15 protein-coding genes and 2 pseudogenes are annotated in these 22,794 nt (G+C 72.9%); 10 read left to right on the forward strand and 7 right to left on the reverse strand.

Annotated elements, in window-relative coordinates; genetic code table 11:
• Positions 1-177: 177 nt before the first annotated feature.
• Positions 178-1,527 carry an FAD-dependent oxidoreductase gene (locus ACIHEI_RS15940; protein ID WP_396607006.1) on the forward strand — a complete coding sequence of 450 codons (1,350 nt, stop codon included), beginning with the start codon at positions 178-180 and terminating at the stop codon, positions 1,525-1,527.
• Positions 1,528-1,641: 114 nt separating this feature from the next.
• Here the strand turns inward: ACIHEI_RS15940 and ACIHEI_RS15945 are convergent.
• Together ACIHEI_RS15945 and ACIHEI_RS15950 are read right to left on the reverse strand one after the other, a co-directional pair.
• Positions 1,642-1,796, reverse strand: a pseudogene (locus ACIHEI_RS15945) (AAA family ATPase); the annotation flags it as partial.
• 50 nt (positions 1,797-1,846) lie between these two features.
• Positions 1,847-2,437 carry a histidine phosphatase family protein gene (locus ACIHEI_RS15950; RefSeq protein WP_392945632.1) on the reverse strand — a complete coding sequence of 197 codons (591 nt, stop codon included), beginning with the start codon at positions 2,435-2,437 and terminating at the stop codon, positions 1,847-1,849.
• A gap of 69 nt (positions 2,438-2,506) precedes the next feature.
• Here ACIHEI_RS15950 and ACIHEI_RS15955 point away from each other — a divergent pair, with 69 nt between their 5' ends.
• The 6 genes from ACIHEI_RS15955 to ACIHEI_RS15980 all read left to right on the forward strand — a co-directional run bounded on the left by ACIHEI_RS15955 (position 2,507) and on the right by ACIHEI_RS15980 (position 6,382).
• The gene (locus ACIHEI_RS15955) at positions 2,507-3,013 is read left to right on the forward strand and encodes a hypothetical protein (protein WP_396607007.1); all 507 of its coding nucleotides are present in this window, start codon (positions 2,507-2,509) and stop codon (positions 3,011-3,013) included.
• 10 nt (positions 3,014-3,023) lie between these two features.
• A complete protein-coding gene (locus tag ACIHEI_RS15960; protein WP_396607008.1) occupies positions 3,024-3,869 on the forward strand; it encodes a hypothetical protein in 846 nt (281 codons plus the stop codon).
• 113 nt (positions 3,870-3,982) lie between these two features.
• Positions 3,983-4,543 (forward strand): hypothetical protein, encoded by a 561-nt coding sequence (locus ACIHEI_RS15965; RefSeq protein ID WP_396607009.1) that lies wholly within the window; start codon positions 3,983-3,985, stop codon positions 4,541-4,543.
• Positions 4,544-4,672: 129 nt separating this feature from the next.
• Positions 4,673-5,407: a hypothetical protein gene (locus ACIHEI_RS15970; RefSeq protein WP_396607010.1), complete on the forward strand. Its 735-nt coding sequence runs from the start codon at positions 4,673-4,675 to the stop codon at positions 5,405-5,407.
• A gap of 119 nt (positions 5,408-5,526) precedes the next feature.
• Positions 5,527-6,228: a DUF6338 family protein gene (locus tag ACIHEI_RS15975; protein ID WP_387647012.1), complete on the forward strand. Its 702-nt coding sequence runs from the start codon at positions 5,527-5,529 to the stop codon at positions 6,226-6,228.
• Complete coding sequence (locus tag ACIHEI_RS15980) at positions 6,194-6,382, forward strand: hypothetical protein (protein WP_387647009.1); 189 nt, start codon at positions 6,194-6,196, stop codon at positions 6,380-6,382. The genes ACIHEI_RS15975 and ACIHEI_RS15980 overlap by 35 nt, the downstream gene beginning before the upstream one ends.
• A 5-nt stretch (positions 6,383-6,387) precedes the next feature.
• On the opposite strand, the gene ACIHEI_RS15985 is transcribed toward ACIHEI_RS15980, so the two are convergent.
• Entirely contained in the window at positions 6,388-11,253 is a 4,866-nt protein-coding gene (locus ACIHEI_RS15985; RefSeq protein WP_396607011.1) for a CHAT domain-containing protein, read from the reverse strand.
• Complete coding sequence (locus tag ACIHEI_RS15990) at positions 11,250-14,771, reverse strand: right-handed parallel beta-helix repeat-containing protein (protein ID WP_396607012.1); 3,522 nt, start codon at positions 14,769-14,771, stop codon at positions 11,250-11,252. The genes ACIHEI_RS15985 and ACIHEI_RS15990 overlap by 4 nt, the downstream gene beginning before the upstream one ends.
• 202 nt (positions 14,772-14,973) lie before the next feature.
• Between ACIHEI_RS15990 and ACIHEI_RS15995 the strand changes: the two genes are divergently transcribed.
• Positions 14,974-16,605 carry an AMP-binding protein gene (locus tag ACIHEI_RS15995; protein ID WP_396607013.1) on the forward strand — a complete coding sequence of 544 codons (1,632 nt, stop codon included), beginning with the start codon at positions 14,974-14,976 and terminating at the stop codon, positions 16,603-16,605.
• A gap of 25 nt (positions 16,606-16,630) precedes the next feature.
• On the forward strand, positions 16,631-17,500 hold the full coding sequence (locus ACIHEI_RS16000; RefSeq protein WP_396607014.1) for a DMT family transporter: 870 nt from the start codon (positions 16,631-16,633) through the stop codon (positions 17,498-17,500).
• Positions 17,501-17,566: 66 nt separating this feature from the next.
• Here the strand turns inward: ACIHEI_RS16000 and ACIHEI_RS16005 are convergent, their stop codons facing one another.
• The 3 genes from ACIHEI_RS16005 to ACIHEI_RS16015 form a co-directional block, all read right to left on the reverse strand.
• Positions 17,567-19,771, reverse strand: coding sequence for a M4 family metallopeptidase (locus ACIHEI_RS16005; protein ID WP_396607245.1), 2,205 nt, complete (start codon positions 19,769-19,771; stop codon positions 17,567-17,569).
• A 474-nt stretch (positions 19,772-20,245) separates the two neighbouring features.
• Complete coding sequence (locus tag ACIHEI_RS16010) at positions 20,246-21,022, reverse strand: sigma 54 modulation/S30EA ribosomal C-terminal domain-containing protein (protein ID WP_396607015.1); 777 nt, start codon at positions 21,020-21,022, stop codon at positions 20,246-20,248.
• 131 nt (positions 21,023-21,153) lie between these two features.
• Positions 21,154-21,834, reverse strand: a complete 681-nt coding sequence (locus ACIHEI_RS16015) for a DedA family protein (RefSeq protein ID WP_396607016.1) — start codon at positions 21,832-21,834, stop codon at positions 21,154-21,156.
• A gap of 109 nt (positions 21,835-21,943) precedes the next feature.
• Here ACIHEI_RS16015 and ACIHEI_RS16020 point away from each other — a divergent pair.
• Positions 21,944-22,474, forward strand: a pseudogene (locus tag ACIHEI_RS16020) (TerD family protein); the annotation flags it as partial.
• Between the last annotated feature and the right edge of the window lie 320 nt (positions 22,475-22,794).

Here is a 22,794-nt window from a genome sequence, read left to right on the forward strand (position 1 = left end):
GCGCTCGTTGACGATACGCCTGATGGTAGGAACGCGCTCTCGCCATGGCAATGTCAAGGTAGCGGTCGCCGCGTCACGGATTTCGATCACCTGGTGTGCACAATCGGTCGCCGCGTGTGAGCGGTGCGGCTTGCGGGCACGGGCACCCCGCAGCCCCCTCGCAGATCGGAGCTCACGGTGAACCTGGCACGCAGCTCGGAGACGGGCGCCGGCCATGCCCTGGTGCTCGGCGCCGGCATCAGCGGCCTGTGCGCCGCCCGGGCCCTCTCCGAGGTCTACGACCGCGTCACCCTGGTCGAACGGGACACCCTCACGGGCGACGGCACCGTCCGGCGGGGAGCGCCGCAGGGGGCGCACGTGCACTCGCTGACGGTCCGCGGCGCGAACGTCCTGGAGGAGTTCTTCCCCGGCTTCGCCGACGAACTCGCCGCCGACGGCGCCACCTTGGTCACCGCGCTGAGCGAGGTCGACATCGTGTTCTTCGGCTCCCTGCTGCACAAAGTGCCGCTGGGCACGGTCCTCCAGGCCGGGCGCCCCTTCCTCGAGGAGCGCCTGCGCGCCAAAGTCTGCGCGGCGCCCAACATCACCCTGCTGGACGGCCGGGAAGCGACCGCCCCGCTCACCACGCCCGACCGCACCAGGGTGACGGGAGCCCGGTTGGCACGCTCGGGCACCTTCGAGGCCATCGACGCCGACCTCGTCGTCGACGCCATGGGACGGGCGGGCCGAGGCGCCACCTGGCTGGCGGCACTCGGATACGACAAGCCCACCGAGCAACGCCAGCGCGTCGACGTGGCCTACGCGAGCCGCCGCTACCGGCTCCCTCCGGGCGCCCTCGGCCCGAACAAGGCCCTCCTGGTCGGCGCGACCCCCGCACGCCCACGTGGCCTGGTCCTCACCCAGCAGGAGGACAACCTCTGGGTGCTCTCCCTGTACGGATTCGGCCGCCAGGACCACCCGCCGACCGCACCCGACGAATTCCTGCTGTTCGCACAGGAGTTGGCCACCGTCGACGCGTGGGAAGCCCTCCGGAACGCCGACCCGGTCACCGGCGTCGCCTCCTTCGCGTACCCCCACTCCGTGCGCCGGCACTTCCACCGGCTCCGCCGCCTCCCCGACGGCCTGATCTCCATCGGCGACGCGATCTGCAGCCTCAACCCGATCTACGGCGCCGGCATGACCGTCGCCGCACTCGAAGCCGCCGCTCTGCGCGACTGCCTCGCCGACGGCACACGAGACCTCCCCCGCCGCTTCTACCGGTCCGCCGCGAAATCCGTGCAACTCTCCTGGCTCTTCGCCACCCTGGCCGACCGTTCCATGCCCCAAGTCCCCGGCACCCGCCCCGCGTTGGCCGCCCTCCTGGCCAAGTCCTTCCGCGCCACCATGCGAGCCGCGGCCACCGACCCCAAGGTCGCCGCCGCCGTCTGGAACGCCGTCAGCCTCACCGGCTCCCCGGCCGACCTGGCCCGCCCGCACATCATCGCCGCGACGCTGCGCAACTGGCCGCGCGAGAAGCCCGAAGGCTAGCCCAGAGCGACGCTGAACACGTCGCCGTGCCCCGGCCGGCCGTCACGTTCCTCGCGGCTGTCGACGACGAGCGCCGAGACCCGCAGGGCCTGCGCCCGGTACTCGACGTAGCCGCACGTCGCGCTTCTCGCCCGGATCGGCCCGGTCGAACAGCGGGAGCAGCCACTCGTCCGGTGTCAGCCGCAACGCGCGGTGCTGTTCGGCGAGTTGGCGGGCCGTCGTGGTCTTTCCGGCCCCGGGAGGCCGACCCTCAGGAACAGTGTGGGCACGCCCCGATGGTGTCAGCCTGCCGATCTGGACGGTCACCCGATTGTTGCCCTCACGGGACGTTCCAGGCGGCGATGACCGGGTGGCCGTGTTCGGTGGCGAGGGTGCTGAGGGTGCCGGGGTGGGGGTGGCCGAGGAGGCCGGCCGCGGACGGGGCGAGGTCGAGCCAGCGGGCGGCGAGGATGCGGGCCAGGTGGCCGTGGGCGACAACGGCGACGTCACCGTCGGCCAGCAGGGGGCGGATTCGGGCCAGTGCCGCGTCCGTGCGGGCGGCGACCTGCTGGAGCTGCTCGCCGGGGAAGGCCGCTCCGCCGGGGATGACGCCGTCCCGCCACAGGTCCCAGCCCGGCCGGGACTGTTCGATCTGGTCGGCCGTCAGGCCCTCGTAGCCGCCGTAGTCCCACTCGATCAGGTCGGGGTCGGCCATGACGTCGGACAGGCCCGCGAGTTCGGCCGTCCGCAGGGCGCGGCTCAGCGGGCTGCTGAACACCGCCACCGGGCGGCGGCGGGCCGCGAGTCGCGGCGCGAGCGCCCGGGCCGTCGCCTCGCCGGCGGCGGTCAGCGGGACGTCGGTGCGGCCGGCATGACGGCCCGACAGGCTCCACTCGGTCTGGCCGTGCCTGATCACTGTCAACTCGCCCATGGCTGTGCAGGTTAGCCGATGATGTGATCACCATGGCGGGGGTATGCGCGATGCGGCAGGCTGACCGTCATGGAGACGACGCCGTTGGCCGATGGAGATGTTCGCTGGGTGTTTCCGGAGCTGGAGCGCCCTGCCGAGGTCGAGGCGCTGCTGCGCGAAGCGGGCACGCTGATCGAGGCGCTGGCGGAGCGCTTGGGCGTCCGGCCGAGCTGGACGGGCAGCGGGTTGGAGTTCTGCCGCCCGGGCGGCGAGCCGAACGCGTCCCTGTTCGGTTGCGCCGAAGTGCCCGAGGTGTCGTTCGTCGTCGACCTGGAGGCGGAGCGTGGTGCCGTGCGGCGCTGGGAGGTCGAGGCGAGGATCTCGGTGCGCTGCGACCACGCGGGGCCCTGGGACTGCGGCCATCACACCATCGAGGAGAGGTCCGCGTCGTTCGGCTCCCCGGCGGCCGCAGCGCGAGGCCTGGTGGAGGCGGCCGCGTGGTTGCGGGAGCGTTGCGCGGCCGAGCCGCTGAGCGTCTGGCGGGAGCGGGACGACGAGCCCGGGGAGCGCCGGTCGGTGTCGTCGAGGGCAGTGTGACAATCGGGGCGTGAGTGAAGAATTCGTCGACCTGGGGTTCGTGACGGCGCCGTCCGGTGTGCTGGTGTTCGGCATGGCGTCGTGGATCGACTACTGGCCCGAACTCGGGCTGCCGCTGTCCGAGCGGGCCGCGGCGGCCGCGGCGTCCGGTGGCGGCCATCTGTGGGACGGCGAGTGCGAGGCGGTGGCCGTGCCGGCGGCCGGGGACCGGAAGTTGGCGGTGCGGGCGCAGACCGCGCTCTCCTGGTACACCGAGGAACCGGTGATCTCGCTGCTCGAGGTCGACCTCGGCCTGACCTGGGCCGGGGTTGACGACATCCCGATCCCGCTCGGGGACCTGCCGGTCGACCGGTGTGGCATGGTCCTCGGCGACGGTGTGGCGCTCGACGCCTGGATCGGGATGGAGGGCGAACCGGCCGACGGTCTCGCCGACCTCACCTACTGGGGGCTCCACGGGCCGGACGCCCACGCGCGGTTCGGCGGGCAGGAGTTCACGACGGACGGCACCTGGGGCTGGCTCGACCTGCCGGTCGCGCAGGCGGAGGCGCGCGCGGCCGAGATCGAGGCGTGGCGGGGCGGCCTGCGGAGCGGAAAGGGCGTTGCCGTCACGGTCAGCAAGCACACCGACCACCACCTGTTCCAGCGTGCCGGCGCGAACCACCCCCTGCTGGCCGGAGCGATCGAGGTCGGCGGCTGCCAGGTGCTCGGCATCGACTGGGAGCCGGCCGACCACTCGATGACCCACCACGGCGAACGGGCCCTCGGCCAGGTCTACCCCGTCACGCTCGAAGCGGACGGGGCCGGCGGGACGGTGCTGCGATGGGCGGTTCAGCCGGCTGATGAGCACGAGGACTGACGGTCAGGTGGCCTCGCCGCACAGGTCCGCGCCGTCGCGACGACTGCCAGGCTGCTCGGGATCGTACATCGCAGCAGCATGCCCACCGGCGTCGATGTCGACAAATCGTGCGGGTGCCCGATGAGTTCCTCGGTGCAGGCGTGCTACACAGGCGCATGACGTTCTTTCGTGACCTGAGCCCGTACACCTATTCCGAACGGGAAGTCATCGCCGACGGGCCCTATTTCGCGACGTTCGCCCCCACCTACCGCAGGGTGAACGTGGGGTGGCTGAGCAGATGGCACCGATACTCGAGTGGCGCCGCCCCGGAGGGTTTCCTCGTCCGGCTGCTCGACATCGTCCAGTGGCAGTGCGTGAACGGCACGCGGGGGTTCCACAGTTGCGGGCTCTGTCCGCCCTGGCGGCGGCAGGACGGGGCGTTAACGGTCGAGCACCAGGGTGCGGCCGTCGCTCTGGGGTCCAGCGAGATTCGTGTCCCGGGCCGGGCCGGCGAGGTCTTCGCGGCGCCGACGTTGGTGGTGCATTACGTGAGCGCGCACGGGTATCTTCCGCCGCCGTCGTTCGTCGAGGCGGTGCTGGCCTGTCCCGAGGGGTGGATGTCCGGGCCGGACGCGGCTGGGGTGCCGGACGGGGCGGAGCGGCAGGACTATTCGGCTCGGGTCGGGGAGGGGTAGCCGGACCGTCAATTCGCGAATACCGGGAGCCGTGGCCAATTCCCTTGGCGGAGCCGACAGCTGCGGCCCATTCAGCGGTGGGGGACGCGACTTTCCAATGACGGCGTTGATCACTAAGGTCTGGGGTCTGTGACCACGAGTGAACCCGGCGACGACCTGTGGGCAGAGTTCGTCAGGGAGTTTGAGAAGAACAACGCGGTGCACGAGCCGAGCGCCGCGGAGCGGGCGGCGGCGGCCCGGCAGCGGCCGGTGCGGCGGCGTTCGCGGCGGTGGCTGGTGCTTCCGGCGGCGGCCGTGCTGCTGGCGGCGGCGGGTGCGACGGCGTACGTGATGCGGCCCGCGGAGAAGAAGGCGCCCGTGGTGGCGGCCAGCCCGTCGGGGGTGGCGGGTGCGGCGATCCCGCTGGCCGTTTTCCCGAAGCAGGTGCAGGGGTTCACGCTGGTGGCGGCCGTGCAGAACCCGAGTTGCACGGGCCCGGACACGGTGGGGGCGACCCTCGCCGGGATGATCGCGCAGGGGAAGGGGTGTCTCGGCGTCGATCTGGCGCTGTACAAGGACGCCGACGGCAACCAGTACAACCTGGCGCTGTTCACCATGAAGGACCCGGTCGAGGCGCTGCACCTGGTGACGTTCCTGGCCGGCAACGCCGACACGTACCAGGTCGCCGTCCAGCTCCCGCCGAAGGACTCCGGCCTGCGCGAACTGCCCGCCGACAGTGGCCTGGTGCAGAACTTCGGGTCGTACGGGCACGGCATGCTGGTCGGCATGGCGCAGTGGTCGGACGGCCGCACCGCCGACTTCAACAAGCTGGCGGACCGGCTCAAGCCGCTGACCGATGCCGTCATGAAAGACATTCCGGCCTGAGGAAAAGCATGACGGTGCGTCAACTCGCTTGAACCGTCCCGGGTCGGTGGCCTGCTCGGTTAGGGTGAGGCTGCGCTTCGGTGCGGCGGCGGACGCGGTCGTCGCGGGGCGGGGGAGGAATGGACGCGGTGGTTCCGAGCACGGTGCAGCAGTTGGCCATCCTGGTGGCTCTCGTTCTGCCCGGGATCTTCTACCAGGCCGTCTCCGACCGCCTGCGCGGGCCGCGGGCCTCCGAGCAGGAGCCGCAGAACCGTGCGCTGCGGGCGGTCGCGATCAGCGGTCTGCTGGACGCCGTGTACGCGGTGGTCGCGGGGCCGTGGCTGGCGCGGCTGTTGACCGGGGGCGACGGCGGGCCGCTGGCGGGGGTGCTGCGGCATCCGCGGCAGGCGGGGCTGGCGGTGCTGCTGCTGGTCGTGGCGGTGCCGGCGGGCGCGGCCTGGGCGGCGGCGGCCGTGCGGCGGCGGCGCGAGCGGGCGCACTACGAGCCGACGCCGACGGCCTGGGACTTCCTGTTCGCCGACCGGGACCCGTGCTTCGTCCGGATCCGGCTCAAAGGCGGCCTGTGGGTGGGCGGTTGGCTCGGCTCGCGGTCGGCGGTGTCGGCGTTCCCGCAGCAGCAGGACATCTATCTGGAATCGCAGTGGCGCCTGGGCAGCGACGGGACGTTCCTCGGCAAGGTGCCCGGCACCGCCGGGGTCTACGTCAAGGGCAGCGAGGTCGAGGTGCTGGAAATGCTGGCGCCGCCCGAGTTGGTGGAGGTGCCGGTGACACGGAGGGAGCAGAACGATGGCAGCGAGCAACCCGAAGAAGCGCGGCAGTGACGACGACCTGTCGCTGGAGGGCCTGATCGAGGAGCACGGTTCCCGCCGGATCTTCCGGATCGGCGGCGGCTCGACCGAGCCGGACCAGGGCCCCGAGGGCGCCTCCGGCACGGCGCAGAGCGAGAAAGCACCCGAGAACGGCAGTTCCGAGTAGCCCGCTCACGGCCCGATGTGGAGGTGCGCCGCCCACAAGTGCGGTGCGGGCAGCAGGCGTTCACGCAGTGAGCGGACGGCGTGGTGCAGGGCCAACGCCGGGTCGAACGGTCGGAGGCCGGCGGCGTCGTCCTCCGCCAGGGCGGCGTAGAAGTCTCCGGTGACGCGGCGGGCGACCTTGTCGGAGACGCTCCACAGCGTGCCGACGACGTGGGTGAAACCGGCCAGCTGGAACGACGGCGCGAGGTGCACCGCCTCGTCCGGCAGATCGACGCCGCCCTGGGACGTTGAGCAGGCCGACAGGAAGGCCAGTTCGGCGTCCACCGGGCGCTGCGCGAAGAGGTCGAGGGCGCTGAGCCGGCCGTCGTGCAGGATCAGGCCGCTGTTCGACGGGCTGCCCGGGTCGCTGATGCCGTGACAGCTGAAGTGCACCCAGGAGTGCCGGGACAGCGCCCGGCGGACCTGCTCCACGGTGGCGTGCTCGCCGTCCAGCCGCAGGCCGCCGGGGAAGAGTTCCGTCACCAGTGCCGCCTCGGGCTCGGCGCCGGGCAGCGGCGGGCCGCCCGGGGTGTGCGGAAGCGCGACCACCAGCGGGGCGGGTCGCCGCCGGGGTGACACGGTGGCCCTGCGCCGGGCGCGCAGCAGGGAGCGCACGGTCGGCGTGTACGAGGAGACGGCGCGGTCCATCACCCAGGTGCCGGGGATGTTCCGGCCCTTGCCCGCGGCGTGCAGCGGCAGGAACGCCAGCCGGCCGGTCGGGCACCACCGCAGCCGCGGCCACTCCTCGCCGTCCAGCGGGGTCCCGCGCAGGCCGAGCCGGTTCAGGACGGGCGCGGCCAGGCTGTCCCACAGCCACTCGAGGACGGTGCTGTGGAAGGTCATCATCTGCTTGGCGGCCGCCATGCCCTGGTCCCCGTAGGCGACGTCGATGCGCCGCTCGTCGAAGGCCAGCGCGGCCGTCAGCACCTCGTCCGGGCTGAGGTCCGGCAGCGGCAGGACGTCGATGCGCGGCTCGCCGCCGCCGCGGGCGGCCAGGATCAGGGCGTGCGAGCCGTACGCGCTGACGTTGACCACCACCACCGGCCCGTGCTCCGCCACCGAGAGCAGCTGACGGGTGGTCGGTGGGCGCAGGAAGTCGTCGAGCCCGTCCAACTCCCGTATTTCCTCCAGGAGTTGGTTCCATCGGCGGGACAGCGTGTGGCGCTCCTCGGCGTCCCGCAGGGCGGCCGCGCCTGCCGTCTCCTGGACGAAGAAGGCGTCGGGCCCTTGCTGTTGCAGCGCGGGGTGCTCCTGGCTCAGCCGGTCCCGGATCCGTTCGAACTCCGCGGCGCGGGCCGGGTCGAGCGCGCGCAGCCGGGACAGGTCGCCCTGGTTCTCCAGGCCCTGGGCCAGCAGCACGCCCCGGCCCTGTTCGAGCAGGGCCAGCGCCCGCGCCGGATCGCCCGCCCGGATCGCCAGGGCCGCCGCCGAACTGGCCAGCCCCCGGCCGGAACTGAGCCGGTCCTCCTGGTCGATCCGGGCGAGATGACGCGGCGCCACGCTCGGCAGCAGGCCCACCGCGTGGGCGAAGCCGTCCAGGGCCTCCGCCCACCGGCCGGTTCGGGCCGCGATGCCGCCCCACGTGCGGGCCGCCTCGAGCCGGGTGTGCGGCGGGAGGACCGGATCCTCGGCCGTCTGCCGGTTCAGCCGGATCACCTCCGCCAGATCGACCCGCTCGCCGTGATCGCCCCGCCGCAGCTGCGCCGTCCCCTCGACCCGTTCGCCGTACCGGGCCCGCCGCAGCTGCGCCATCGCCAGCACCTGACGGGCCAGGGCGTGCATCGGGTCGGGGGAATGCGTGTGGTCGGCGAGGGCCTCGCGGGCGGCCGCCGCGGCCCGGCGCAGCGCCGTCCTGGCGGCACGTTCGGGGAGCAGCTCCGAGGTGCGCAGAGCGGCGAGGGCCAGCCGGGCCAGCGCGGTCGTCCGCAACGGGTGCGGGGAGCCGAGCTCCATCACCAGGTCCTCGAACTGCCGGCAGACGTCCAGCGCGGCCGGGGCGTCCTCGGCCTCGCGGGCCTGCTCGAAGCGCACCACGGCCAGGTTGAGCGCGGCGCGCTCCCGGGCCGGCGACATTCCGCGGTGCCGGTCGGCGGCCTCGCTCAGCAGGGCGAGCGCCTGCTCGCGCAGAGCCGGGTCGTCGGTGGTCGCGGACAGGCCGGACAGGGCCAGGCCGAGGTTGTTCAGCACCTGCGGGCGCAGTACCGAGCCCGGGGCGGTGTGCTCCACGGCCGACCGGAACACGGCAACGGCCTGAACAGCCCAGCTGCGGTCGCCCGTTCGGGACGCCCGGCTGAGCAGAGCGGCCCCGAGGTTGGTGAGGACCAGGCCCCGGTCGCCGTACCCCTCCGGTACGGCGGCGAGCGCGCCCTTCAGGGTGCCCAGCGCGGCATCCAGCTGCTCGTCCGAGCCGGACTCCGCCGCCAGCGACCACTGGAGATAGCCGAGGCCGGCCTGCACGGTCGAGCGCTGCGGGGCGTGCTCCGGCAGGTGGAGCAGCGCGGCACGGCAGCACTCCATCGCCTCGGCCCGAAGCCGCGCGTCCGGCCGGAAGCCGTACAGGTCGGCGAGGCAGGTGGAGAGCCCCTCGAGGGCGTACGGGTGGGGTTTCGGCGCGGTCAGCGCGATGGTCTCGCGGTGGCGGGCGGCGGCCTGCTCCAGGTACGCCGGGTCGCCGGTGAAGTGGAAGCGCATGCGCAGGTTGTTGCCGAGGGCCACCAGGCAGTCGGCACGGTCCGTCCGGTCCTCGGTCGGCTCCGCCAGGGCCTCGGACAGCAGGGCGGCGGACCGGTCGAGCGCGGCGGTGTCCGAACGCAGCCAGCCGGACTTGTCGAGCGCGGCGGCGAGACGGTGGATCACGGTCAGCTGTCGCGGGTCGTCGGCGGGGGCCATCGCCAGGGCCAGTTCGAGGTAGTGCACCGACCGGTCGAGCACGTCCGCGTCGTCACTGTGGTTGGTGAGATCCAGCAGCGCGGCGCCCAGCAGCAGCCGGTAGTACGCGCGGTCGGACGTGGTGCACCGCTCGTCGGCCGTCACGACCGCGTCCAGCACGGCCACCGCCGTACGGTGGGCGGCCGGGTCGCCGGTGTTCGCCGCGCGCTGCATCCAGTGACCGCCGAGCCGGGCCTCCAGGTCGAGCCGCCGCGGGTCGCCAGGGGGCAGCAGCGCGGCCGCGCCGCTCATCGACGCAGTGGCCTGCTGCCACGCGTCCCCGACCGGCTGGTCGGTGCCGAGTACGAGGGCCGTCCCCAGCGAGAACCGCACGTCGGCCTCGAAGTCCGGTTCGGGGTAGGGCAGTTCGAGGCATTCCCGGTAGTGCACCACCGCCTCGGCGGCGCGCTCGCCCCGGTCCTCCCTCGCTGCGGAGCCGAGCAGGCAGTCGGCCAGGTGCCGCAGCGCCAGTGCGCGTGCGGCCGTGGGCTGCGGCAGTTCCCCGACCAGCCGGCGCAGCAGCGTGATCGACTCGGCCGACGGGTCGTCACTTCCCTCGGACTCGGCCCGCAGACCCAGCAGGTCCGCCAGCGCCGAGCCCCGTTCCAGCCGGAGCACCGGGACCTGCGGCGAGGTGGCCTCGAAACCCGCGCCGGCCAGGGCGACGGCCTCCGCGAGATCCCGGGGGTCATGGCCGGCCCGGTAACGCCTGGTCAGGGCGAGCGAGAGCATCGTCAGGGCGTTGGCGGACAGCGCGGTCCCGCCCGGTGCGAGACCGGCCACCTCCCGGGCCGCGTCGAGCGCGACAGCGGTGGCCTCGGCGTCGTCCTCGGCGGCGGCCCCGAGCAGGGCGAGGCTCAGGTTGTGCAGGTACTGCAGCCGCAAGCCCTCGGCGGGCGCGACCTCGGCGGCCCTCCGACACAACGCGACACCTTCGGCCCGCAGCCCGGGCTCTGTTGCAGCCTGGGTGATCAGCACCATGCCCAGGTGGCAGAGCACGTCCGGGTACCCCGACGGGTCGGCGGCGCCGTCCGCTCCGCGCAGCGCCTCGCGGAGGAGGGCGGCGGCCTCCGGCAGGGCGTCGCGGTCGTCGAAGAGGACCGCGGACTGGGCCAGGGCTCGGCCGAGTTCGAGGCGGTAGGCCGCGAATTCGGGGGAGTCGGGCGGGCAGGACGCGAGCGCGGTGCGGATTTCGGAGGCGGCGTCGCGGATCGCCTCGTTGTCCAGGGTGGCGTCCGCCCAGAAGCGCAGGGTGGTGCCCAGGTTGGCGTGCCGGAGGGCCTGTTCGTCGGGCGTGCCGGGGACGGCCGCCACGGCGGCGCGGCAGACCTCCACGGATTCGGCGAGCGAGGGGAGTTCGGCGCGGTCCTGCCAGTCGTACAGCAGGGCCACCCCGAGCCGGGACAGCACCGAGCCCCGCACCGGGCTGTCCGGCGGGCACTGGGCCGCCGACCGGCGGAACAGCCGGACCGCGGCGGCGGGCGCGCCGGGGTACCGCCAGCGCTGGTACGCCAGCGTCAGGCCGATCGCCGCGGCGTTCGTGTGCGCGAGGCTCGGCCCGTCGTCCTCGGGGACGTCCTCGCCGGCGGCCACGGCCAGGACCGGCGCGTATTCGGACGGAATCTCTTCCGGCCGGTGCCGTCGCACCTGGAGCAGGCAGAGCAGCCCCTCGCCGAGCGGCGTCGGGTCGCGCTCGCCGCCGGCCCAGTACGCGAGCAGGTCGGCGCAGCCGAGCAATACGGCGTGCTCGAGCGGGAGTCCGGTGGCGGGTGGCACCCCGCCGGCCCGGAGTGCGGCCGTCGCCGCGTACGCCTCGGCGGTGGTGAACCACGTCAGCGCCGCAGGATCGGCCGCCGGAAGGTCGAAGTGGGCGGACAGCAGTGCGATCGCCTCGTCGTCGGTCACAGCCAGCTGCTCTCCGCCGGGATGTCGTCGGCGAGCAGCACGATGAGGTCCTCGCGGCTCGGGGTGTCGGCCCCGGCGAGCCGGGAGGCCTGCCGTTCGACCATCTCCTCCAGCAGGGTGCGGGCGTCGCGGGCGTTGGCGGGGTCGCCGCGGAGCTCGCGGCGGGTGAATCGTTCGACGAGCCGGTCGGTGACTTCCGGGGCGAGGCGGTAGGTGTGCCGTTCGGCTTCGCGGACCACGATCTCGGTGAGCTCGGCCGGGTCGTACGGGTCGAACTCGAGGATGCGGGAGAACCGGGAGCGCAGGCCGGGGTTGGAGTCCAGGAAGGTCCGCATCTCCTCGGTGTAGCCCGCCGCGATGACCACCACGTCGTCGCGGTGGTCCTCCATCAGTTTGGTGAGGACGTCGATGGCTTCCTGGCCGAAGTCGCTGCTCGAGCCGAACCGCCGGGCCAGGCTGTACGCCTCGTCGATGAACAGCACGCCGCCGGACGCGCGTTCGAAGGCCTGGCGGGTCTTCTGCGCGGTGTGCCCGAGGTACTCGCCGACCAGGTCGCCGCGGGCGACCTCCACCAGGTGGCCCTTCTTCAGCGCGCCGAGCGCGGCGAGTATCTGTCCGTACAGCCGGGCCACGGTGGTCTTGCCGGTGCCGGGCGGGCCGGAGAAGACCAGATGGTGTGCTCGGGGCGGCGGGGGCAGGTCGGCGTCGGTGCGCCACCTGGCCAGCCGGAGCAGGTCGACCTGGATGTCGACCTGCCGCTTGGCCTCGGCGAGTCCGATCATGCGCCCGAGTTCGGTGATCGGGCCGGTCTCGGGCCGCAGGATGTCCTCCGCGGTGGCGCCGGTGCGCAGGTTCTCCGTCCGCACCCGGTCGTTGGAGATCAGCGCCTCACCCTCGCAGCCGGTGATCTCGCAGTCCGTCAGGCTGCCGTACACGTTCTCGTCCAGGCGGACGCCGTCGCTCCCGGCTCCGTGCACCCGTACCCCGCTGAGCGTCAACTGGCTGGTGTTGCGGGCCCACAGGGCCGTGCCCCGGCTGGCGGAGATCTCCAGCCGGTCGATCTCCACGGTGGTGTTGTCGAGGGTCAGCAGCCCGACCTCACCGGCCTTCGTCACCGTGCAGTCGTGTGCGGTGAGCCGGCTGTCCTCGCGGCAGTTCAGGCCGTACAGGCCGGCCCGTTCGACCGTGACGGCTTCGGCGGTGAGACGCGCGGTGTTCTGCAGCAGCAGCCCGGAGGTGGTGACGTCGGCGATGACGGCGCCGACCAGCCGGACGGTCACGCCGGTGCCGATGCAGCGCACCCCGTTCTGGCAGCGTTCCAGGCGCAGTTCGGTCAGTTCCACCACCGATCCCTCCTGGATCAGGACGGCGCTCTCGGACTGGTCGTGGACCCGCAGCCGGGTGAACTCGCCGCGCGCCTTGTGCACGTTGACGCCGGTGCCGCCGAAGGCCACCGCGCAGTCGTCGACCAGCGGGACGCCGCCGGAGGCGACGCTGATGCCGTGCACGCCGGCGTTCTCGATCCGGCACCGCTCCAGCCGTCCGCGGCCCTGGTCCTCGACGATCACGCCGCAGTCCCGGCAGCGCGCGAACAGGCAGTCCCGGACCTTGGGTTCGGCGCCCCGGGCGATGTAGAGGCCGACGGTGGCGCCGCTGACCGTGGTGTCCTGGACGGAGCCGCGCGCCTGGTGGTCGTAGACGATGCCGGTGGCGTGCACCTCGTCGATCCGGGAGCCCAGGATCTGTACGGCGGAGTGGTCGCCGGCGGCGATCGCGGTGTCGCCGGTGCCCCGGAACTCGCAGCCGCGGATCTCCGCCGTCGAACCGGTCACGTCGATGCCGCGGCCCCGGCTGTCGACGACGGTGCAGTCGGTGATCTCGGCGTTCGCGCGTTCCTTCAGCACCAGCGCGTGGCCCTTGGCGGAGCGGAACGCGGTGCGCTCGAACGTGCCGCCGGCGCCCGCGAGTTCGGTCCGGCCCGCGGTGATCTCGCAGTCCCGCACGGTCAGTTCGGCGCCCTGGGAGGCGAGCAGCGCGTACTCGCCGGGCGCGTCGATCCGGCAGTGGCGCAGCTCCAGGCGGCCGGTGGTGGAGACGGCGATCGCGCCGCGGCCCTCGACGGTCAGGGAGTCGAGCGTGACGGCGCCCTCGCACTCCAGGGCGGATCCTTCGGGGGTCTCGATCACCACTGGCCCCTCGCCCTCCGCCCGGACCACCTCGACGGTGCCGGACACCAGCAGCGGCCCCGCCTCCCGGTACCGGCCCGGCTCGATCAGCACCCGGACCGGCCGGTCCCTCGGCGCGGCGCGCAGCGCCGACCCGAGACTCCGGTGCGCCGCCCCGCGACCCTGCCCGACCCGGACGGTCACGGCCTCGCCCGTCACCGACTCGGCCCGCCTGGTGTGCCCGGCGAGCAGGTTCGAGCCGTACGGGGTCAGCGCGTTCGCCAACTGCGCCGGAAACACGGCGAGTCCGTGCATCTGGGCGAGCACCGGCGAGTTCAGTGGCAGGAGCTGGACGGCCGGCCCGTCGGTGCGGAACGGCCAGTGCGGCAGCGGCGCCGGAGGGTTCGCCCCCGGGTTGAGCCGGGCCAGCACCGCCGTCACCGCGTACCGCCGCCCGGCGCGCGTGACGGTCTGCTGCCCGGCCTCCAACGAGGCGATCTCGGACCACGGCACGGCCCGCTCCCGGCCGCCGACGGCCACCACCACGCCCCGGCCCTCCACCCGCAACTCGCAGCCCCGGGACAGCCGGAGAACCAGCCACCTGATGCCGAACGTGCCGAACACCGCCACGGTGAGCAGCGCCAGCAGCGGCTGGACGGGCGCGAAGGCGCCGAGCGGGGCCATGGCGAGGACGGCGGCGACGATCACCAGCAGCATCACCACCCGGAACCCGCGCAGCAGCACCCGGCCCGGCAGGGACAGCAGCGCGCCGGCCGCGAACACCGAGGCCCCGCCGGGGCCGTCCGGCAGCCGGGTCGTCCCGCCCCAGCGGTCCGACAGGCGCGGGACGAACACCTGGTCGAGGCGCGCCGCCGGCACCGCCAGCGGCGCCAGGTCGAGCAGGATCCCCTGCCACTGCGCCGACCAGCGCGGCGAGCCGCCGGCCGGCAGCGCGGCCGGGCTGCCCAGCGAGGTCCGCACCAGCAGCGAGCCCCGGAAGTGCGGCGCCTCGTACGCGGCCACGAACCCCCGCGTCGGCAGCACGCACATCCCGTCGACCGCGTCCCAGGGCAGCCGCACCTTCCGCAGGCCGCCGCGGAGTTCGAGGTACTCGGGATCGACCACCACCGTGACGGGCGCCCACGCGCGCACCGCCTGCCGGACCAGCACCACCGCCCACACCACGGCCGTCAGACCGTCGACCAGCATCGCCGCCGGCCGCGTCACCACCCCGGCGAACAGCGGCAGCCCGCAGCCGGCGAACGCGCCGGCCGCGAACAGCGCGAACGCCGCGCGCCGGCGGCGGTACTGCGCCGACGGCCGCAGCCGCACCTGCTCACTCTCCTGTGCCATCGCGCCCCCAGTAACGCCGACTGCCCTCCTGGTCATCAAATCAGCGAACTCCGGCCCCGGCGGCCGGTTCGGCGTTTTGACCGGTCTGCTGATGGGACGTCAACGACGCGCGCACCACCCCCACTTGGAGACTGGTCAACGGCGGCCCCGGTGGCCAGCATGGGTACCCGTCGTTCCGCACCACCGCGCCCAGGAGGCCTTCGTGTCGCACGCCCCGAGCCAGCCGAGCCACTCCTCCGGCCCGTCCGGAACCCCGCTGCTCGGCGACACCGTCGGAGCCAACCTCGACCGGGCCGTCCGCGCCTTCCCGGACCGCGAGGCACTGGTGGAGTGCGCCACCGGCCGGCGCTGGACGTACGACCGACTCGCCGCCGACGTCGACGCGGTGGCGCTCGGCCTGCGCGCCAGGGGCGTCGGCCGCGGCGACCGGGTCGGCATCTGGGCGCCGAACCGCGCCGAGTGGACGCTCACCCAGTACGCCACCGCGAAACTCGGCGCCATCCTGGTCACCGTCAACCCGGCCTACCGCACCCACGAGCTGGAGTACGTCCTCAACCAGGCCGGCGTGCGCCTGCTGGTCGCCGCCCGCGAGTTCAAGACCTCCGACTACGCCGCGATGATCGCCGACGTCCGCCCGCGCTGCGCCGAACTGGCGGACGTGGTGCTGCTGGACGGGCCGGACTGGGACGAGCTGCTGCTGGCGGGCCGCCGGGAGGACCGGGCGGTGCTGGCCGGGATCGCGGAGGAGCTGGCCGCCGACGACCCGATCAACATCCAGTACACCTCCGGCACCACCGGCTTCCCCAAGGGCGCCACCCTCTCGCACCGCAACATCCTCAACAACGGTTATTTCGTCGGGGAGTTGTGCGGCTACACCGAGCAGGACCGGATCTGCATCCCGGTGCCGTTCTACCACTGCTTCGGCATGGTGATGGGCAATCTCGCCGCCACCTCGCACGGCGCCTGCATGGTGATCCCGGCGCCCGCGTTCGACGCCTCCGCGACGCTGGCCGCCGTCGCCGCCGAGTCCTGCACCTCGCTGTACGGGGTGCCGACCATGTTCATCGCCGAACTCGCCGACCCGGACTTCGACCGCCACGACCTGAGCAGCCTGCGCACCGGCATCATGGCGGGCGCGCCCTGCCCGATCGAGGTGATGAAGGACGTCATCGGCCGGATGGGCATGACCGAGGTGTCCATCTGCTACGGCATGACCGAGACCTCCCCGGTCTCCACCCAGACCCGGGCCGACGACTCGGTCGAACGCCGGGTCTCCACCGTCGGCCGGGTCGGGCCGCACCTGGAGGTGAAGGTCGTCGACCAGGCCACCGGCGCCACCGTCCCGCGCGGCGAGACCGGCGAACTGTGCACCCGCGGCTACTCGGTGATGCTCGGCTACTGGGGCGAGCCCGAGCAGACCGCGCAGGCGATCGACACCGAAGGCTGGATGCACACCGGCGACCTCGCCGTGATGGACCAGGACGGCTATCTGAGCGTCACCGGCCGCAGCAAGGACATGGTGATCCGCGGCGGCGAGAACCTCTACCCGCGGGAGATCGAGGAGTTCCTGTACACCCACCCCGACGTGCTCGACGTCCAGGTGATCGGCGTTCCCGACGCCAAGTACGGCGAGGAGTTGATGGCCTGGGTGCGGATGCGCGAGGGCGCCCGCCCGCTCACCGCCGAAGCGGTCCGGGAGTACTGCACCGGCCGGCTCGCGCACTTCAAGATCCCGCGCTACGTGCACGTGGTCGACGAGTTCCCGATGACCGTCACCGGCAAGATCCGCAAGGTCGAGATGCGCGAGCAGGCGGCCCGGATGCTGAGCGACTGACCGGCCGTCGGGGGAGCATGGGGGAGTGCCCGTTCTCGCCGTCCTGTTCGCTGTCCTCGGCGCCGCCTCCAACGCCACCGGCACCGCCTTCCAGCGCAAGGCGGCCGCCAAGCTCGGTCACGGTGGCGGCCTGCGGTTCGTGCTCACCCTGGCGCGGGACTCGGCCTGGCTGATCGGCATCGCCGGATTGGCCGGCGCGGCCCTGTTCCAGGCGCTCGCGCTGAGCTTCGGGGCGCTCGCGCTGGTGCAGCCGGTGTTCGTGCTGGAGCTGCCGTTCGCGCTGCTGATCGCCTCGCCGCTGATGCACCGCCGGGTGCCGCGGGCCGGCTGGGCCGGGGTGGCCGCCGTGGTCGGCGGACTGGTCCTGTTCCTCGGCAGCGCCGCGCCGACCGGGGGCACCGTCAACGCCCCGATGAGCCGCTGGGTGCCCGTGCTGGTGGGCTGCCTCGGCCTGATGGGCGCCGCCGTCCTTGCCGCCCAGCACTGGCGCGCCCCGCTGTTCCGGGCCGGCGCGCTGGGCAGCGCGGCGGCCGTCGGCAACGCGCTGACCGCCGCCCTGATGAAGTCCGCCACCGGGACCTTCGCCGACCACGGACCGGCCGCGTTCTTCTCCGTCTGGCAGACCTACGGCTTCGCGCTGGCCGGAATCGCCGCCGTCCTGCTGCTGGAGAACGCCCTGCAGGCCGGCCCGCTGGCCATCTCGCAGCCCGCCCTGACCATCGGCGACGCCGGGGTCAGCCTGCTGCTCGGCGTGGTGCTGTTCGACGAGACCGTCCGCACCGGCTGGTGGGTGCTGCCCGCGCTGCTCGGGCTGGCCGTGGTCATCGGCGGCGTGCTGACCCTGGTGCGGGCCGTCCCGCACATCCAAGAGGTCGTCAGCTCCGGGAAGAAGTGAGCTTCCGGGAGCTGACGACCTCGGCAAGACGGTGCGTCAGGAGACCGTGCGTCAGGAGACCTCGCGTCAGAAGATGAGCTTCCAGTTGTCGATGTAGCCGGTGTCACCGCGGTACATGTCCTGGACCTTCAGCCGCCAGGTGCCGTTGGCGACCTGCGCGGAGGCGTCCACCGTGTAGGTCTCGAGCACGTTGTCGGCGGAGTCGCCGACGTTGGCCTTCTTCAGCGAGTAGACCTTGCCGTCGGGGCCGACCAGGTCGATGTTCAGGTCACCGCGCCAGGTGTGCTTGATGTCCACGGACACCTTGAGGTCGCTGGGCGCCTGGCCCTCGACCTTGTCGACGACGATGTCCGAGAAGGCGGCCGGGCCGCCGCCGTCCGGGATCGGCACCCGGGTGGCGTTCGAGACGATGGCCCGGGCGACCTTCCAGGTGAACTTCGTCGTGACGCTGCTGTGGTGCGAGGCCTTGGCGAGCAGCGTGACCTCGTAGGTGCCCGGCGTGGTCGGGGTGCCGGAGACCTTGCCGGTGACGGGGTGCACCTTCAGACCGTCGGGCAGGCCCTCGGCGTGGAAGGTGAGCTGACCGGGGTTGAAGTTGGTGGCCTTGAACTGGAGGTCGACCTCCTCGCCGACCGCGCTGATCTGGGAGTCGATCGAGTCGACCATGATGCCGTCGACGACCCGCGGACCGACGTTGATCGCCGCCCAGGCGTTGGCGGTGTTCATGTAGGTCTGGCTGGTCTGCCCGTACAGGTCCGCGGCGGCCTTGAGGGTCGCGACGCGGGCGGCGGCGTAGTTGGTGGAGGAGGTCATGTAGGTGGTGAGCGCCCGGTACCAGATCTTGGCGGCGGCGTCGCGGCCGATCCCGGTCACCGGCAGGCCGTCGGAGGTCGGCGAGTCGTAGTTCACGCCGTTGACGGTCTTGGCGCCGCTGCCCTCGGAGGCCAGGTAGAACCAGTGGTTGGCCGGGCCGGACGAGTAGTGGACGTCGATCGAGCCGAGGCCCGAGTACCAGGCGTCCTTGGACTTGCCGTCCTTGGAGGGCTTGTCCATGTAGCGCAGCGGGGCGCCGGTGCCGTAGATGTCGATCTTCTCGCCGACCAGGTAGTCGCCCTTGTCCTGGGGGTTGTTGGCCCAGAACTCGATGGCGGCGGCCATGATGTCGGAGGTCGCCTCGTTCAGACCGCCGGACTCGCCGCTGTAGATCAGGCCCGCGGTGTTCGAGGTGACGCCGTGGGTCATCTCGTGGGCGCCGACGTCGATCGAGGTGAGCGGGTGGGTGTTGCCCGAGCCGTCGCCGTAGGTCATGCAGAAGCAGCTGTCGGACCAGAACGCGTTGACGTAGTTGCTGCCGTAGTGGACCCGGGTGTAGGCGCCGACGCCGTCGTTCTTGATGCCGTTGCGGCCGTGGACGTTCTTGTAGTAGTCCCAGGTGAGCTGGGCGCCGTAGGCGGCGTCCACGGCGGCGGTCTGCCGGTTGGAGACGGTGCCGTCGCCCCAGGTGTCGGTCGGGTTGGTGAACAGCGACTTGGTGGAGCCGCTGGTGCCCTTCAGGTCGTACGTGCTGTGGCCGCCGCGGGTGGGGTCGGTCATCGCGAAGCCGCCGCCGGCCGCTGCCGAGGTGCCGATGTCGACCTGGCCGGAGAACTGGCTGTTGCCGATGCCGGTCTCGATGCCCTGGAACTCGAAGATCTTCTTGCCGGTGTTCGCGTCGGTGATGACGTGCAGCTCGGACGGCGTGCCGTCCTCCTGCGTGCCGGTGACGATCGTCTCCCACGCCAGGGTCGGGGTGCCGGAGGCGGCCCAGACGACCTTGCGGGCGTTGTCCGCCGCCGGCTCCTCGACCTTCGCGTCCCCGGCGCTGTCCAGCGCGAGGCCCTTCGCGGAGTCGGCGCTCTCCTTCTCGTTGGTGTCGACGGCGATGTCCGCCTCGGTGGCCTTGGTGACGCCCGTGGTCGAACCGTCCGGGGCGGTGTGGACGACCAGGTCGCCGCCGAGCACCGGCAGTCCGGCGTAGGTGCGCTCGTAGCGGGTGTGCACGCTGCCGTCCGCGTCCTTCGTCACGGACTTGGCGATCAGCGCCTCCTCCGACCGCAGGCCCAGCGACCTCGCGGTCTCGGCCTTCGACGCATCCGCCGAGGCCAGCAACTCGCCACGCTGCTCCGGCGACAGCTGCACCGGCAGCGCGCCGGCGATGGCCTGGACCTCGGCCGGGGCCTGGTCCGTGGTGTCGGCGGAGGCGACACCGGAGGTCAGGGCGGCCGCGATCATGGCGGCGCCGGCTATCAGAGCGGTTGCGCTGACGGTCTTTCGGGAGGATCGAGTCACACGGAACTCCTTCTGCGACGGCCGCGTGGGTACGGCCGGAGTCAGCCGGGAGGGCAGGGATGGAGCCGCCCGGTAGAGCTGGTGGTTCGAACGAGCAGGACGGTGTCCGACGGGTCGCCGCATCGTGGTGGTGCGTGTGCGTCTGCAAGGACCTCTGCGGCGATGGGACGGTACAGTGCCAGCTTTGTTGGGAACGCGTCACCCATGCGGCAACAAGTTGGCCGAAATACTTCGTTCTCGACGTAATGTCGAGGTAATCGGCCGTCAGAACGTTGGTAATGCGCCAAAAAAGCGGGAGCCGGGGACGGCCCCACACCGTCCCCGACTCCTCTTCCCGCGCTCCCGGACGGGCCCCACACCCGCCGGGAGCTCTTCCCGCCTCCGGACAGACCCCCACGCCTGCCGAAGGCTCGACCGCTACGCGGCGGGCGTGATCAGCCCGTAGTGCCCGTCGTAACGGTGGTACATGACGTTGCCGCGGCCGGTCACGGCATCGGTGTAGAACACGAACGGCAACCCGGTCAGCTCCAGCCGCGCCCGGGCCTGCTCGCCCGTCAGGCGGGGCACCGTCAGACGGCTGACCACCAATCCCGTCACCGGGTGCGGCAGCGGGCCGGTCGAGGCCAGCCGGTAGCCGCCCGCCGCGCCGCGGTAGACCAGGCTGTCGCAACCGCTCTCGGCGTCCGTGAACAGCTGGAAGTCGTAGTCCATCGCCTCCAGTTCGAACACCGCGTCGAGCGCACCCAGCCGCGCCGCGCTGTAGCTGCGGTGCCGCACCAGCCGACGGTCCTCCGGCTCCACGTGACGGCGCTGCGGGCGGTGCTCCGGGTCCAGGCCGTCGGCCCAGCCGAGCGGCGTGCGGGCCGGCCGGCGGTGATGACGCAGGCGGGCGACCCGCGACACCAGGCGGTCCTGGAGCAGATCGATCGCCTCACGCATCGTCGCCGCAGCGACGTGCGCCCGCACCGGACGTCCGTTGACGTCCACCGTGGCCTGCGCCAACGACGGCCGGGCCACCGCGTGGTTGGGCTCCTGCACCAGCCGCACCCGGACCGCGAGCACCGGCTCGTCCAGCCGGTCCAGCACCGCGGCGATCTTCACCCGCGCGTAGTCGGGGGCGCCGGCCGAAACCTCGCCGCGGGTCTCCACCAGCACCTCGACCTCGGCAACACTACGGGTCTGCAGACGGTTCATCAGAAACTCCTTTCCCGATGACTCCAGCCTGCTCCATGGCCGCCGCCGCGCAGAGGGCCGAACGGTCCACGTGGGGGAGCCGACGGGCCTGGCTGTTTCGGGACGGTCGGCGGGCATGGTTCGACGAGGTGTCAGTCCTGCTTCGCCTCGTCGTTGCTGTCATCGTCCCGTTGGTGCTCGTCTTCGTGCTCGTCTTCGTGCTCGCGGCGGGCCTCGCGTCGCCGGGAACGCAGGTGCCACACCAGCAGGGCCACGAGCACCACCGCCGCCACCACGATCGCCGCCGAACGCCCCACCACAGCCTCAATGTGCGAATACGCGGAGCCCGCGAAATAGCCGAGCAGGACGAACCCCACGCCCCAGATCACCCCGCCGATCGCGTTGAACAGCAGGAACCGGGGGTACGGCATCCGCGACACCCCCGCCAGCGCCGGCATCATTGCCCGGAAGAACGCCACGAACCGCCCCAGCAGCACCGCCATCGGACCCCGACGGCGGATCAGGCTCTGTGCTCCCTCGACCCGGTTCGCGTGCCGGCGCATCGTCTTCGTCCGCAGCACCGCCGGACCGAACCGGCGGCCCACCTCGTACCCCGTCGAGTCGCCGAGGATCGCCGCGGCCACCACCACCAGCACCATCAGGCCCAGCGACACCTTGCCCTGATGGGCAAGCACTCCGCCGAGCACCGCCGCCGTCTCGCCCGGCAGCACGAACCCGACGAACAGCGCGTCCTCCGCGAACACCAGGGCCCCCACCACCGCGTACACCACCGGGCCCGACAGCCCCCGCAGCCAGTCGGTGAGGCCGTGCACCCGGACCACCTCGCTCCCGGCTCGCCCGCCGTCCGACCCTCACCGTAACGCCGGGCCCGCGCCACCGCCCGCAGAACCCGCTGCCCGGGGGGCGCGTCGCATGCCCCCGATGGGCCAGACTGTGCCGGTGACCGCGAGATCCCTGGCCAAAGGCAGCAACCTCCCGATCGACGTGCCCGCCGTGCACGCCGACCTCAGCTGGACGCCCGCACCCGGCGCCCCCGACCTCACCGCCGCCGCGCTGCTGCTGACCGCCGACGGCCAGGCCCGCGAGGCAAGCGATCTGATCCGGCGTCGACGCACCCCGCACCGTTCCGGCGCCGTCCTCTGCCGCGGCCGCACCGGCCCCGCCGAAGCCCCCGTCGAACGGATCGAGGCCGACCTCGCGGCGCTCGACGTCCGCGACGCCGACGTGCAGCGCGTCCTGCTGCTGGCCGCCACCGACGGCGAGGGCACCTTCGGCCGGATCCGCGACCTGACGCTGGCGATCTCCGACGCCCGCACCGGCCTGCCCCTCGCCACCTTCACCATCGAGGCCGGCCGGGAGACCGCCCTGATCGGCGGCGAACTCTACCGCCGCAACGGCCACTGGAAGTTCCGCGCCGTCGGCCAGGGCTTCGCCAACGGCCTGGACGGGCTGGCCGCGGCGTACGGCTTCACGCTGCCCACGGACTCTGCCGGGCAAGAGCCGGAGCCGGAGCCGGTGTTGGAGACGGCATTGGAGCCCGAGCCGGAGCCGGATTCGAGGCGGGAGGCCGGGAGTTCGCCCGGGCCCGAGGCCGTGGCGGGGCCGGCGCCGGATGCGGGCGGCGCGCTCACGGTGCCGCGACCGGCGGCAGAGCCGTCGCCCGTACCCGAGCCGAAGCGCGAGCCGGCCCCGGAGACCGGGCGGGCGAACGGGCCGCACACCGCACCGGAGTTGGAGGCCGGGCCGGCACCCGAGCCCCTGCCGGGGCCGGA

It is taken from the genome of Kitasatospora sp. NPDC051984, from assembly GCF_044593455.1.
GTDB lineage: Bacteria > Actinomycetota > Actinomycetes > Streptomycetales > Streptomycetaceae > Kitasatospora.